The organism is Herbiconiux aconitum, assembly GCF_024979235.1.
GTDB classification, from domain to species: domain Bacteria; phylum Actinomycetota; class Actinomycetes; order Actinomycetales; family Microbacteriaceae; genus Herbiconiux; species Herbiconiux aconitum.
Map to the genome: position 1 here is coordinate 1,942,444 of NZ_JANLCM010000001.1, position 12,792 is coordinate 1,955,235.

Annotated in this window: 13 protein-coding genes; 8 read left to right on the top strand and 5 right to left on the bottom strand. The window is 67.5% G+C overall.

All coding sequences use genetic code 11. From position 1 onward, the window contains the following. Window positions 1–22: 22 nt before the first annotated feature. A complete protein-coding gene (locus N1027_RS09270) occupies window positions 23–448 on the top strand; it encodes a hypothetical protein (RefSeq protein ID WP_259507144.1) in 426 nt (141 codons plus the stop codon). 22 nt (window positions 449–470) lie between these two features. Here the strand turns inward: N1027_RS09270 and N1027_RS09275 are convergent, their stop codons facing one another. After that, window positions 471–1,295, bottom strand: a complete 825-nt coding sequence (locus N1027_RS09275; protein WP_259507145.1) for a class I SAM-dependent methyltransferase — start codon at window positions 1,293–1,295, stop codon at window positions 471–473. 47 nt (window positions 1,296–1,342) lie between these two features. Between N1027_RS09275 and N1027_RS09280 the strand changes: the two genes are divergently transcribed. Next, window positions 1,343–2,095 (top strand): phosphoglyceromutase, encoded by a 753-nt coding sequence (locus N1027_RS09280; protein WP_259507147.1) that lies wholly within the window; start codon window positions 1,343–1,345, stop codon window positions 2,093–2,095. An 84-nt stretch (window positions 2,096–2,179) separates the two neighbouring features. Here the strand turns inward: N1027_RS09280 and phoU are convergent, their stop codons facing one another. Then, window positions 2,180–2,836 carry a phosphate signaling complex protein PhoU gene (phoU, locus tag N1027_RS09285; RefSeq protein WP_259507149.1) on the bottom strand — a complete coding sequence of 219 codons (657 nt, stop codon included), beginning with the start codon at window positions 2,834–2,836 and terminating at the stop codon, window positions 2,180–2,182. A gap of 223 nt (window positions 2,837–3,059) precedes the next feature. Between phoU and N1027_RS09290 the strand changes: the two genes are divergently transcribed. Beyond that, complete coding sequence (locus N1027_RS09290) at window positions 3,060–4,136, top strand: sensor histidine kinase (RefSeq protein ID WP_308199790.1); 1,077 nt, start codon at window positions 3,060–3,062, stop codon at window positions 4,134–4,136. Next, window positions 4,133–4,813, top strand: a complete 681-nt coding sequence (locus N1027_RS09295) for a winged helix-turn-helix domain-containing protein (RefSeq protein WP_259507152.1) — start codon at window positions 4,133–4,135, stop codon at window positions 4,811–4,813. The genes N1027_RS09290 and N1027_RS09295 overlap by 4 nt, the downstream gene beginning before the upstream one ends. A gap of 215 nt (window positions 4,814–5,028) precedes the next feature. On the opposite strand, the gene N1027_RS09300 is transcribed toward N1027_RS09295, so the two are convergent. Beyond that, complete coding sequence (locus tag N1027_RS09300) at window positions 5,029–5,601, bottom strand: hypothetical protein (RefSeq protein WP_259507154.1); 573 nt, start codon at window positions 5,599–5,601, stop codon at window positions 5,029–5,031. A gap of 126 nt (window positions 5,602–5,727) precedes the next feature. On the opposite strand from N1027_RS09300, the gene N1027_RS09305 reads away from it, so the two are divergent. The 4 genes from N1027_RS09305 to rlmB all read left to right on the top strand — a co-directional run bounded on the left by N1027_RS09305 (window position 5,728) and on the right by rlmB (window position 10,147). After that, complete coding sequence (locus N1027_RS09305; RefSeq protein ID WP_066040922.1) at window positions 5,728–6,210, top strand: CarD family transcriptional regulator; 483 nt, start codon at window positions 5,728–5,730, stop codon at window positions 6,208–6,210. Between the two features lie 37 nt (window positions 6,211–6,247). Continuing rightward, entirely contained in the window at window positions 6,248–7,423 is a 1,176-nt protein-coding gene (gene ispD, locus N1027_RS09310) for a 2-C-methyl-D-erythritol 4-phosphate cytidylyltransferase (protein ID WP_259507155.1), read from the top strand. Window positions 7,424–7,677: 254 nt separating this feature from the next. Continuing rightward, a complete protein-coding gene (gene cysS, locus N1027_RS09315; RefSeq protein ID WP_259507157.1) occupies window positions 7,678–9,111 on the top strand; it encodes a cysteine--tRNA ligase in 1,434 nt (477 codons plus the stop codon). Further along, window positions 9,104–10,147, top strand: a complete 1,044-nt coding sequence (gene rlmB, locus N1027_RS09320; RefSeq protein WP_259507159.1) for a 23S rRNA (guanosine(2251)-2'-O)-methyltransferase RlmB — start codon at window positions 9,104–9,106, stop codon at window positions 10,145–10,147. Before cysS ends, rlmB begins: the two co-directional genes overlap by 8 nt. A gap of 16 nt (window positions 10,148–10,163) precedes the next feature. Here rlmB and N1027_RS09325 read toward each other — a convergent pair whose 3' ends face one another. Together N1027_RS09325 and N1027_RS09330 are read right to left on the bottom strand one after the other, a co-directional pair. Further along, complete coding sequence (locus tag N1027_RS09325; protein ID WP_259507161.1) at window positions 10,164–11,444, bottom strand: DUF4032 domain-containing protein; 1,281 nt, start codon at window positions 11,442–11,444, stop codon at window positions 10,164–10,166. 105 nt (window positions 11,445–11,549) lie between these two features. Further along, window positions 11,550–12,650 carry an ABC transporter ATP-binding protein gene (locus N1027_RS09330; protein WP_259507163.1) on the bottom strand — a complete coding sequence of 367 codons (1,101 nt, stop codon included), beginning with the start codon at window positions 12,648–12,650 and terminating at the stop codon, window positions 11,550–11,552. Between the last annotated feature and the right edge of the window lie 142 nt (window positions 12,651–12,792).

The following is a 12,792-nucleotide window of genomic DNA, read 5'->3' on the forward strand; positions in this document are numbered from 1 at the left end:
AGTGTTCGATACCGTTAGCACCATGAAGATGCGCACCTCCGCCCTGCTCGCCCTGCCCGTTCTCGCCGGCTCGCTCCTCCTGGCCGGTTGCACGGTCACGGGGCCCACCGAGAGCTTCTCGGGGCTGCCCGACGAAGAGCACATCACCCAGGAGTCCGAAGGCGGAGACGACGGTCTGCAGGCTTTCTGGCTCGAAGAGGGCGACAGCATCGCCATCGCCATCTCGGGCAGCTCGACGTGCCCCGTGGTCGGATCGCGCATCCGTGTCGTGGAGCCCAAGGGCGAAGGCAACACGGTCGCCATCGACACCGTTCCGTTGCCCGACCAGCCCTGCACCATGGACTTCGTGCCGCACACCTCGGTGTTCTGGACCCCGTCGAAAGTCACCCCCGCCGAGCCCCTCACGATCCAGGTCGACGGCCGCGAGATCGTTCTCCCCGTCAAGTAAGCCGGTCACGTCGCGCGGAGCGCTACGGCCAGGAGTAGCCGCGCGGAGCCACGTCGCTCCAGGGCACGGTGAGTTCGCCGAGGCGCAGACGCTTGCGCGGCGTTCGCACTCCCCAGCCGGCCGCGGCCATCGCCTCGGCGGTCGCGATCCAGCGCTGGCCCGGACCGTAGGTGCCGAGCGCGGCGTTGTGCTGCCAGAACCGGTCGAGATCGGCGAGCAAGCGGTGCACCGGCTCGCCCGGTACGTTGCGGTGGATGAGCACCTTCGGCAACCGTTCGGCCACGATCGACGGATGCTCGAGCTCGGTCAGGCGCAGCGACACACTGAACGACTCCGGACCGTCGTGCCCCGCGGCCACCCAGCTGCTCACCCGTCCGAGTTCGTTGCAGGTGCCCTCGACCAGCACGCCGCCCGGTTGGAGCCTCGAGACCATCCGGCGCCAGGCATCCGCCACCGCCGTCTCGTCGTATTGCCGGAGCACGTTGAAGGCGCGGATGACGGCGGCCCGCCGACCGGCCGGCAACGGCACCTCGAAGCCGCCCACCGCGAAGTCGACCCGAGCGTCGCGGGCGAACGGCGCGCGGCCGTCGCGCACGTCTTTCAGCTGCGCCACCGCCGTGGCCACCCGCTCGGGCGCGATCTCGAGGCCGGTGACGTGCACGTCGGGCCGAACGGTCGCGAGCCGCGCTTGCAGTTCGAAGGCCGTCACGCCGCTCGCGCCGTAGCCGAGGTCGACCACGAGGGGATCGTCGGTGCGGCGCAGGATGCCGAGCGTGCTGATCCAACGGTCGACGCGGCGGAGGCGGTTGGTGTTGGTGGTTCCCCGTGTCACGGCCCCGATCGGCATGGCTCCATCCAATCACGTGGCGAGGGCCGCTCCCGTAGGATTGGGGCATGCCAACTGAGCCCTACACCCTCATTCTGCTGCGCCACGGCAACAGCGAGTGGAACCAGAAGAACCTGTTCACCGGCTGGGTCGACGTGCCGCTCTCCGAGCTCGGCGTCGGTGAGGCCAAGCGCGCCGGGGAGCTGCTCGCGGAGTCGGGTCTCCTGCCCGACGTGCTCTACACTTCGCGACTGACCCGTGCCATCCAGACCGCCGACCTCGCCCTGGAGGTCGCCGACCGCCTGTGGATCGACGTCAAGCGCTCCTGGCGCCTCAACGAGCGCCACTACGGCGCTCTGCAGGGCAAAGACAAGGCGCAGACCCTCGCCGAGTACGGCCCTGAGCAGTTCCAGACCTGGCGCCGGTCCTTCGACGTACCGCCGCCCCCCATCGCCGACGACGACCCCTACTCGCAGGTCGGCGACCCGCGCTACGCCGACCTCGGCGACGACGTTCCGCGCACCGAATGCCTGAAAGACGTCATCGACCGGATGCTGCCCTACTGGGAGTCCGACATCACGGGGGACCTCGCCCTCGGAAAGACCGTGCTGGTCACCGCCCACGGCAACTCGCTGCGCGCACTCGTCAAGCACCTCGACGGCATCTCCGACGACGAGATCGCCGAGCTCAACATCCCCACCGGCATCCCGCTGGTCTACAAGCTGGATGCCTCGTTCGCGCCTCTCGGCCCGGGGGAGTACCTCGACCCCGAAGCCGCCGCCGCGGGAGCCGCAGCAGTCGCTGCGCAAGGCAAGAAGTAGGGCCGAAAAGGCCCCGAAACACGAAGAAGCCCCGGCACCTCGTAGGAGGTCCGGGGCTTCTTCGGTGAACGGAAGGTGTCTCCGTCAGGAGGCGCTTGCGCCCTGCCATTCGCCGGTGGCGAGGTACTGCACCTTCTTGGCGATGGAGACCGCGTGGTCGGCGAAGCGCTCGTGGTAGCGGCTGGCCAGCGTGACGTCGACGGTGTCGACGGCCTCGCCCTTCCAGTGCGAACCGAGCACGGCGTCGAAGACGCTCACGTGCAGCTCGTCGATCTTGTCGTCGTCGTTGCGCATCTCGTCGGCGAGGGCGATGTCCTCGGTCTGCAGCAGCACCGTGAGCTTCTTTGCGATCTCGATGTCGAGCCGGCCCATCTCGGCGAAGGTCTGGCGCAGGCTCTTCTTCACCACCTTGTCGGGGTAGCGGTAGCGCGCGAGCTGAGCGATGTGCTCGGCGATGTCGCCCATCCGCTCGAGCGACGAACTCACCCGGAGGGCCGTCACCACGATCCGAAGGTCGCGGGCGACCGGCTGCTGCAGGGCGAGGATGCTGATCGCCAGCTCGTCGAGGCTCGACGCGAGGGCGTCGATCTTCGAGTCCTCGGCGATCACCTTCTCGGCGAGGGTGACGTTGGACTCGTTGAACGCCTCGGTGGCGTTCGTGATGGCCACGGTGACGAGCTCGGAGATCTCGACGAGACGCTCCTGAACCTCTCGCAGCTCTTGCTGGAATACCTCACGCATGCGTGCAGGGTCCTTTCTTCGGTGATGCAATCCTTCCCGGCACGGGTTAACACCAGGTGCCGGGAAGTTGAACAGTCCAGGAAGCAACGGCTCTGCCGCGTGATACCGGGCCGAGGGCTCAGGGGGACTCACTAGTGTAGTAGCTATGGAAACAGGCTGGTTGGTGCTGTTGTCTGTGGCACTCGGCCTCGCTGTGGGAGCGGGATTCGTCCTCTTGCTCCACATGGCTGAACGGCGGGGAAACAACGCGGTCACCGTCGTCTCGTCCGCGGTGCCGGATGGGGTGGATCAGGTGATCGACGCCCTCGACTCCGCCGGCCTCGTGCTCGATCCGTCGAACAATGTGGTGAAGGCCTCGGCGAAGGCCTACACCTACGGCCTCGTGGTGAATCAGCTGCTGGTGCACGAGGAGATCCTTGAGATCGTCGGACGGGTGCGCCGCGACGGCGACTCGGTGAGCGAAGAGGTCACGCTCGCCCGTGGGCCGTTCGGTGAGGCCAGCATCCATCTCGACGTGCAGGCAGCCCGGCTCGGCAGCCGCTACGTTCTCGTGCTGGCCGAAGACCGCACCGACGCCTACCGGCTCGAGGAAGTGCGTCGCGACTTCATCGCGAACATCAGCCACGAGTTGAAGACCCCGATCGGCGCCATCGCGCTGCTGGCCGAGGCGCTCGATCCGGCATCCGACGACCCGGAACAGGTGCGACGCTTCGCGAAGCGGATGGGCACCGAGGCCACCCGGCTCTCGCAGATCACGCGCGAGATCATCGAGCTCTCCCGACTGCAGTCCACCGACGTGCTCGCCTCGGCCGTACGCATCGACCTCGACGAGGTGGTCGCGTCCGCCGTCGACCAGAACCACGTGGTCGCGGATGCGCGGGGCATGACCCTCGCGGTGGGCGGAGCGAAGCATGTGCACGTCATGGGCGACGAAGCGCTGCTCGCCCTGGCCATCAACAACCTGATCGCGAACGCGGTGCAGTATTCGCCCGACGGATCGCGCGTCGGCATCGGTGTGCACCACGACGAAGGCGTCGTGGAGCTCGTGGTGACCGACCAGGGGATCGGCATCCCCGACGAAGACCTGCCACGCGTGTTCGAGCGGTTCTTCCGCGTCGATCAGGCGCGATCGCGTAACACGGGCGGAACGGGCCTCGGGCTCAGCATCGTGAAGCACGTCGTGCAGAACCACGGTGGAGACATCCGGGCCTGGTCGCACATCGGCCAGGGCTCGACGTTCACCATCCGGCTACCGGAGGCACCACCTGCTTCGGCAGTTTCACAAGGAGAGAAACGATGACCCATATCCTTCTGGTCGAGGACGAAGCCGCGCTGAGCGAACCGCTCAGCTACCTGCTGCGCCGGGAAGGCTACGGCGTGACCGTGGCGCCTGACGGCCCGAGCGCCATCAGCGAGTTCGATCGTGGTGGAGTGGACATCATCCTGCTCGACCTCATGATCCCGGGCATCCCCGGCACCGAGGTATGCCGTGAGATCCGCACGCGTTCGTCGGTGCCGATCATCATGCTCACGGCCAAGGACAGCGAGATCGACATCGTGGTGGGCCTCGAGCTCGGCGCCGACGACTACGTCACGAAGCCGTACTCCACGCGGGAACTGCTCGCGCGCATCCGGGCCGTTCTGCGGCGTCAGCTCGAGGTGTTGGATGCCGCCGAGCCGCTGCTCAAGGCGGGGCCGGTGTCGATGGATGTCGAGCGCCACACCGTTGCGGTGAACGGCAAAGAGGTGGCCATGCCTCTGAAGGAATTCGAGCTGCTCGAGCTGCTGCTGCGCAACGCCGGCCGCGTGCTCACCCGTGGTCAACTGATCGACCGGGTCTGGGGATCGGACTACTTCGGCGACACCAAGACGCTCGACGTGCACATCAAGCGCATCCGCTCGAAGATCGAGAAGCTCCCTTCGGAGCCGACGCTGCTGGTGACGGTGCGGGGGCTCGGTTACCGCTTCGAAGGCTGACGCCTTCTACGCTGTGCTAGTTGCCTCGGGGGCCGTGCTTCGCGCGGCCTCCGAGGGTCGCGCCGGTCCTTGCCCGGCGCTCCGCGACATGTTCCGGTGAGGTCGCTTCGCGGCCTCGCCGTCACCCTGGGGCGTCGATAAAGGCCTGTTGCGTTGTGTCTCGTTCCGGATCCCTTGGGGATGGGGAGAGGAGATGGGCGCGAGTTGGGGGCTGGTTAGCCCTCCGGGGTGTCCGTGGGAGCCGGGGTCTCCACCGGGGTGTCGACCAGCGGCGGCGGGGTCTGCGTGGGAGTCGGGGTCGGCGTGGGTGTCGGGGTGGGGGCCAGGCCGGAGTACTCGGGGAGGCTGGTGTTCAGCACCGGGACGAGCACCTGCTTGCCCTCGACGTCGCCGTACTGGAAGAAGACCGGGAACAGACTGCCGGGCTTCGTGACGTTGTTCAGCAGGATCTGCTCGCCGTCTTCGCCGCCGAAGCTCGTGATGGCGCCTTCGCCGGCCACGGTGATCTGCTCGCTGACCCGCTCACCGGTGGCGCCGTCTTCGTACTGCACGGTGACCTTCTGGCTGGCGTCGGCCGTGTTGACGAACGACACGAGCATGCTGGCGAGCGAGCCGTCCTCGCTGATCAAGGTCGCGTTGCGCACGGCCACCTGACCGATCGTCGCGTTGACGCCGTCGGAGGTCTCGACGATGTTCTTCGTCGCCTGCGGTGTGATGAAGGCACATCCTGCAGTACCGAATGCGACCAGTGCGCCCACCAGAACGGATGCCGCGAACCGAGCTCTCACAAGACCCTCCAGAGTCGTAAACGCTTTGACTCGAGCTTACAACGAGCGGGCCGCGACGGGATGGTTAGGACACCCTAACTACATACCCCCTGTGGTATCCTGGTAGCCACGGAAGGACATCCATTCATGCTTTTTGAGGTTGGCGAAACAGTCGTTTACCCCCACCACGGAGCCGCGACGATTTCCGAGGTGAAGACTCGGGTCATCAAAGGCGAAGAGAAAATCTACCTCAAACTCCGTGTGACGCAGGGTGATCTGACCATCGAGGTGCCTGCCGACAACGTCGACCTGGTCGGCGTGCGCGATGTCATCGGCCGCGAGGGCCTCGACAAGGTTTTCGAAGTGCTGCGCGCTCCCTTCACCGAGGAGCCCACCAACTGGTCCCGCCGCTACAAGGCGAACCTCGAGAAGCTGGCGTCGGGCGACGTCATCAAGGTGAGCGAGGTCGTGCGCGACCTGTGGCGCCGCGACCAAGACCGCGGTCTCTCCGCGGGTGAGAAGCGGATGCTCGCGAAGGCCCGTCAGATCCTGATCTCCGAGCTCGCTCTCGCCGAGAAGACCGACGAGGAAAAGGCCTCGCTGGTGCTCGACGAGGTTCTGGCCTCCTAGCCTTCCCGATCCCGCCGTGGAGCACCGAGCCTCGGCTGTGCCGACTGAGCGCCCTTCGGTCGGCATCATCGTCGTCGCGGCCGGTTCAGGCACCCGTCTCGGCCGCAACGTGCCGAAGGCGTTCGTCGAGGTCGGCGGTCGCAGCATCCTGTCGCGGTCGATAGATTCCATTCGGCGCATATCCGAACCGGTTGAACTGGTGGTGGTCGTGCCCGCCGACTTGGTGGGGGCCACCTCAACCCATTTGTCAGATACCCCTCACGTGGTCGTCGCGGGCGGCGCCACCCGGCAGCAGTCGGTGGCTGCCGGTCTCGAGGTGCTCTCGGATGCCGTCGATCTCGTTCTCGTGCACGATGCGGCGCGCGCCTTCACTCCGGTCGACGTGTTCGAACGTGTGATCGCGGCCGTTCGGTCGGGAGCGGGTGCGATCGGTGTCATCCCCGGGCTACCCGTCACCGACACCATCAAGGGGCGCGATGCCGACGGCGTGGTGCAGCAGACGATCGACCGCTCCCGTCTCACCGCCGTGCAGACACCGCAGGGCTTTCCCCGAGCGCTTCTGGCCGAGGCCTATGCCCGGGCGGGCGAAGACGTGACCGACGACGCGGAGCTCGTGCAGCAACTCGGGCACCCGGTGCACGTGGTGCCCGGCGACGAGCGCTCGTTCAAGATCACCAACCCGCACGATCTGGAGCGAGCCGAGGAGCTCGCCGCGCCGGGTGCCCGCGCTTCGGCTCCTCACTGGCGTACGGGCATCGGAGTGGATGCACACGCATACGCCTCCGACGATGCGCCGGCCGAGCTCTGGGTCGCCGGTCTGCACTGGCCCGGTGAGCGAGGTCTTGCGGGGCACAGCGACGGCGACGTCGTGGCGCACGCGATCTGCGATGCACTGCTCGGCGCATCCGGTCTCGGCGATCTCGGCAGCCGTTTCGGCACCTCCGACCCCGCCTTGGCCGGTGCCCACGGCGAGGTCTTCCTGCGTCGTACCCGCGACCTCCTCGAGCAAGCGGGCTTCACGATCGGCAACGTCTCGGTGCAGCTCATCGGCAACCGCCCCCGCTTCTCCCCCCGCAAGGCGGAGGCGGATGCGCTGCTCACGTCGATCCTCGGCGCTCCCGTCAGCGTCTCGGCCACCACCACCGACGGCCTGGGTTTCGCCGGCCGCGCTGAGGGCTTGACGGCAATCGCAACCTGCCTGGTAGTGGGCTAGAGACCCGCAACCCTGGCCCCCACCGAGCCCGCGTAGCGCGCGGTCACCGTCACGCTTGCGTTTCCCAACACGTGGCCCGCGAGAGCGAACGCAACAGGCCGCTCCCAGGCAACCCAGGGTGAGCGCGTGGCCGGAGGGCCCGACCGCAGGCCGGGCCCTCCGACCGCACGCGAACATGTCGCGGAGCGCCGGGCAAGGACCGGCGCGACCCGGGCAGCCCGAGCGAAGCCCCGGCCGCCCGGTAAACTAACCCAGTGACTCTGCACCTCTACGACTCGAAGGCCCGCGCGCTCACCGACTTCACCCCGCTCGTTCCGGGCCAGGTCGGGATCTACGTCTGCGGCCCCACCGTTCAGTCGTCGCCGCACATCGGTCACCTCCGTTCGGCCCTGGTCTACGACCAGCTGCGCCGCTGGCTCTCCTACAGCGGCTACGCCGTCACCTTCGTGCGCAACGTCACCGACATCGACGACAAGATCCTCATCAACGCGGCTGAGAGCGCGGCGGCCGGCAGCCCGGAGGAGTGGTGGGCCCTGGCCTACCGCATCGAGCTCGAGTTCACCGCGGCCTACAACGCGATCGGGGTGCTGCCCCCGACCTACGAGCCGCGCGCGACGGCGAGCATCCCCGAGATGCAGGCGATCATTCAGCGTCTCATCGATGCGGGGCACGCCTACGCTCCCGACGACGGCACCGGTGACGTCTACTTCGACACCGGCAGCTGGCCCGGCTACGGTGAGTTGACGCATCAGAAGCTCGACGACATGGCGCCGGCCGCCGACTCCGACTCGCGTGGCAAGAAGGATGTGCGCGATTTCGCACTCTGGAAGGGTCACAAGGTAGGCGAGCCCGAGACGGCCGCCTGGGTGAGCCCGTGGGGCCGTGGCCGGCCGGGCTGGCATCTGGAGTGCTCGGCGATGTCGACCAAGTACCTCGGCGCCCAGTTCGACATCCACGGAGGCGGCCTCGACCTGCGTTTCCCGCACCACGAGAACGAGGAGGCGCAGTCGCACGCGGCCGGCGACCCGTTCGCGAACCTCTGGATTCACAACGGTCTCGTCGCCATCACGGGCCAGAAGATGTCGAAGTCGCTCGGCAACTCGATCTTCGCCTCCGAGCTCATCGAATCGGCTCGCCCGGTCGTGCTGCGCTACTACCTCGGGGCGGCGCACTACCGTTCCACGCTCGAGTTCCACGACGGAGCGATTGCCGAGGCCGAGGCCGCGGTGTCGCGCATCGAGGGCTTCCTCGAGCGCGCCGAGCGGCGACTGGCCGGCACACGCTTCGCGGGAACCTCCGAGCTCGTCATCCCCGCCGAATTCCGGGAGGCGATGGATGACGACCTGAGCGTTCCGCAGGCGATCGCCGTCATCCACGAGACGGTGCGCCGCGGCAATGCCGCACTCGACGACGAGGACTTCGCCGAGACGGCAGCGCTGCTCGGCCAGGTGCTCGCGATGACGGAGGTGCTCGGGATCAACCCGCTCTCGCCCGAATGGGCGACGGGCGGGGATGCCGTCGCCGAGCGGGCACTGGGTACGCTGGTCGAAAGCCTCATCGCCGATCGAGAGACGGCGCGCACGAACCGCGATTTCGCAACCGCGGACCGCATCCGAGACGAACTCGGACAAGCCGGAATATCAATTGAAGACACGCCGAACGGCGCGCACTGGAGTCTCGATGGCTAAATCAGGAACGGGCCGCCCCTCGAGGGCCGGCGCCGTACGCAGGGGCACCAAGGGCAGCAAGGCCGTCGGATCGGGCGGCCAGGGCCGCCAGGCGCTCGAAGGCAAGAAGCCGACCCCGAAGGCGGAGGACCGCCCGTACCACCCCGCCGGCAAGGCCAAGGCGGCGCGCGAGCGTCTCGCAGCGGCCGGCGGCGGCAAGGGCGCCCGTACGGGCGGGCGTTCGTCGAACGACCGGGGACAGGGTCAGGATGCGCCGCGCAACGCTCCGGCCCGCCGTGTGAAGAAGGCCGACGACAGTGAGATCGTCACCGGCCGCAACTCGGTGGTCGAGGCGCTGAGGGCGCACATCCCGGCGACCGCACTCTACGTCGCGTTCCGGGTGGAGGTGGACGAGCGCGTCAAGGAGGCGCTGTCGCTGGCCAACAAGCGTGGCATCCCGGTGATGGAGGTCATGCGGCCTGAGCTCGACCGGCTCTCCGGGCACGACTCGGTGCACCAGGGGCTGGCGCTGAAGGTGCCGCCGTATGAGTACGCGCATCCGGAGACCCTGCTCGACGAGGTTCTGGCGAAGCACAAGACGCCGCTGTTCGTGGCGCTCGACGGCATCACCGACCCGCGCAACCTCGGGGCGATCATCCGCTCCACCGCCGCGTTCGGCGGACATGGCGTGATCGTGCCCCAGCGACGCTCGGTGGGTGTGACGGCCTCGGCTTGGAAGACCTCAGCGGGCGCCGCCGCGCGCACCCCCGTCGCCATGGCGTCGAACCTCACCCAGACCCTTAAGGCCTTCAAGGCGCGCGGCGTCTTCGTGATCGGTCTCGACGGCGACGGCGACGTGAGCCTCCCGGGCCTCGACTTCGCCGACGGCCCGATCGTGGTCGTGGTGGGCAACGAGGGTAAGGGCTTGAGCCGTCTCGTCACGGAGACCTGCGACGCGGTCGTCTCGATCCCGATCTCTTCGGGCACCGAGTCGCTCAACGCCGGCATCGCCGCGTCGGTCACCCTCTACGAGATCGCCCGCCAGCGCTCCCAGTAGTCAGCGCCTGTGGGCGTTAGACGGTGAGGCGCCAGTCGGCCTCGCCGTCCTGCGTGGGGATGGGGACGGTGAACGTGCCCGTGGGGGGATCGATGACCGTCGCCTCGTCGCGGCGGTGGCGCAGCACCGTGTCGATGTAGGAGGAGAGCGCCTCGGCCAGCGGCACGTCGCGGTTCTGGTCCTGGCTGATGAACCAGCGGTGCTCGAGCAGTTGGTGGAAGACCTCAGCCGGCTCCAGCTTGCCGCGGAGATCGCGAGGGATGGCGCGGATCACCGGTTCGAACACCTTGGCCAGCCACTCGTGCGCCACCATCTCCTCGTCGTAGCCCTTGCGGGCATACTTCGCGGTGTACGAGTCCAGGTCGTTGAGCAGTCGTCGAGCCTGGTTCTCCTGGGCGTCGAGCCCGGTGAGACGCAGGAGGCGCCGCTGGTGGTGCCCCGCATCCACCACCTTCGGCTGGATGCGCACGGTCGTGCCGCCTTCGGTGGTCTTGATGGCGAGCTCTTCGATGTCGAAGCCGAGGTCGTTCAGGCGGTCGACCCGCTCGTTGATGCGCCAGCGCTCCGAGGAGCTGAACGACTCGGAGCCCGTGAGTTCCTTCCAGAGCGACCGATAAGCGGCAACGATGCCGTTCGAGACGGTGATCGGGTCGAGCTCCTCGTCGATGCGGCCGCCGGCCTCGAGATCCATGAGCTCGCCGGCGATGTTCACCCGTGCGATCTCGAGATCGTTCTCGCGCTGACCGTTCGAGAGTCCGTCGTAGATCTGGCCGGTCTCGGCATCGACCAGGTAGGCCGCGAACGCACCCGCGTCGCGGCGGAAGAGGGTGTTCGAGAGTGACACGTCGCCCCAGAAGAACCCGATGACGTGCAGCCGCACGAGCAGCACCGCGAGGGCGTCGACGAGTCGCGTTGCGGTGTCGGGCCGCAACTGCTGCGAGAACAGGGCCCGATAGGGCAGAGAGAACTTCAGATGCCGGGTCACCAGCACCGAGTTGAGCGGTTCACCCGCGTCATCCGTTCGGTTGGTGATGACGGCGAGCGGATCGACGCAGGGCACGTCGAGTCGCTGCAGGGTGCGCAGCATGTCGTATTCGCGCTTGGCCATCTCGTCCGTCGTCTCCTTGATGGCGATGACGTGTCCGGAGAGGTGGGCGAAGCGCACGAGGTGGCGCGAGATGCCTTTGGGGAGGGCCGCGATGTAGCGGTCGGGCCATTCGTCGAGCGGCACGTTCCAGGGCAGGTCAAGAAGACCGGGGTCGGCGGTGGCTGAGGTGATGTTGAGGGAGGCGCTCATCGGTACGTCCAGATGCTGATCGCGGCGATCGTGGTGTGGAAACGACTCTGCCGTGGCCTTCGAGGGGCCACGGCAGAGTCTAGAACGGTTGAGGAGGCGTAGCGACTAGCTGACGACTGCCTTGTTGCCCAGGCGCTCGCCCGACTCGAGGTCGAAGAGGTGCACGTGGTTCGGGGCGGCGGTGAGGTAGACCTTGTCACCGACGAAGGGATGCGAGCGGCCGTCGACGCGGGTGACGATGTCGGTGCGCTTGCCGTCGATGTCGGAGTGGCCGTAGAGGTAGCCGTCGGCGCCGAGCTCTTCGATCAGGTCGACCGTGACCTCGAGGCCCTCACCGGGGGTGGAGGAGAGCACGATGTCTTCGGGGCGAACGCCGATCGTGGCGCTGGTGCCGGAGGTCGAGGCGAGGGTTTCGCGGTCGACGGGCACGATCGAGGTGCCGAACTTGACACCGTTGTCGGCCAGGTCGGCGTGGAACAGGTTCATCGCGGGGGAGCCGATGAAGCCGGCCACGAACACGTTGTTCGGCTTCTCGTACAGATCGCGCGGCGAACCGACCTGCTGGAGCAGGCCGTCCTTCAGCACGGCGATGCGGTCGCCCATGGTGAGCGCCTCGGTCTGGTCGTGGGTGACGTAGACCGTCGTGACGCCGAGGCGACGCTGCAGGCTCGCGATCTGGGTGCGCGTCTGCACGCGGAGCTTGGCGTCGAGGTTCGACAGCGGCTCATCCATGAGGAACACCTGCGGCTGGCGCACGATCGCACGGCCCATGGCCACGCGCTGACGCTGACCACCGGAGAGGGCCTTGGGCTTCCGGGCCAGGTAGGGCTCGAGGTCGAGCAGCTTCGCGGCCTCGAGAACGCGGGCGGCGCGCTCGTCTTTGTTGACGCCGGCGATCTTGAGCGCGAAGCCCATGTTCTCGGCCACGGTCATGTGCGGGTAGAGCGCGTAGTTCTGGAACACCATCGCGATGTCGCGGTCTTTCGGCGGGATGTCGGTGACGTCGCGGTCGCCGATCAGGATGCGGCCCTCGTTGACCTCTTCAAGGCCGGCCAGCATGCGGAGCGAGGTCGACTTTCCGCAACCGGACGGGCCGACGAGCACGAGGAATTCGCCGTCGGCGACCTCGAGGTCGAGCTTGTCGACCGATGCTCGCGTGGACCCCGGGTAGACACGGGATGCCTTGTCGAACGTGACTGATGCCATGGTTCATTACTCCTTCACCGGCAGGTACGTGCCGGACGATCCGTTGTGATGGATTAACGGGCCTGCCCCATTGAAGACCCAGGGGACATTATGGCATGGGCCGGAGCGCCACGCGGCGGCGCATTCATCGGTGCATTCAGCG

Coding starts and splice junctions, on each gene's coding strand:
- N1027_RS09295 (WP_259507152.1), top strand. CDS start 4,133: ATGACCCATATCCTTCTGGTCGAGGACGAAGCCGCGCTGAGCGAACCG.
- phoU (WP_259507149.1), bottom strand. CDS start 2,836: ATGCGTGAGGTATTCCAGCAAGAGCTGCGAGAGGTTCAGGAGCGTCTC.
- N1027_RS09325 (WP_259507161.1), bottom strand. CDS start 11,444: ATGAGCGCCTCCCTCAACATCACCTCAGCCACCGCCGACCCCGGTCTT.
- N1027_RS09290 (WP_308199790.1), top strand. CDS start 3,060: ATGGCTGAACGGCGGGGAAACAACGCGGTCACCGTCGTCTCGTCCGCG.
- N1027_RS09330 (WP_259507163.1), bottom strand. CDS start 12,650: ATGGCATCAGTCACGTTCGACAAGGCATCCCGTGTCTACCCGGGGTCC.
- N1027_RS09280 (WP_259507147.1), top strand. CDS start 1,343: ATGCCAACTGAGCCCTACACCCTCATTCTGCTGCGCCACGGCAACAGC.
- N1027_RS09305 (WP_066040922.1), top strand. CDS start 5,728: ATGCTTTTTGAGGTTGGCGAAACAGTCGTTTACCCCCACCACGGAGCC.
- N1027_RS09270 (WP_259507144.1), top strand. CDS start 23: ATGAAGATGCGCACCTCCGCCCTGCTCGCCCTGCCCGTTCTCGCCGGC.
- N1027_RS09275 (WP_259507145.1), bottom strand. CDS start 1,295: ATGCCGATCGGGGCCGTGACACGGGGAACCACCAACACCAACCGCCTC.
- rlmB (WP_259507159.1), top strand. CDS start 9,104: ATGGCTAAATCAGGAACGGGCCGCCCCTCGAGGGCCGGCGCCGTACGC.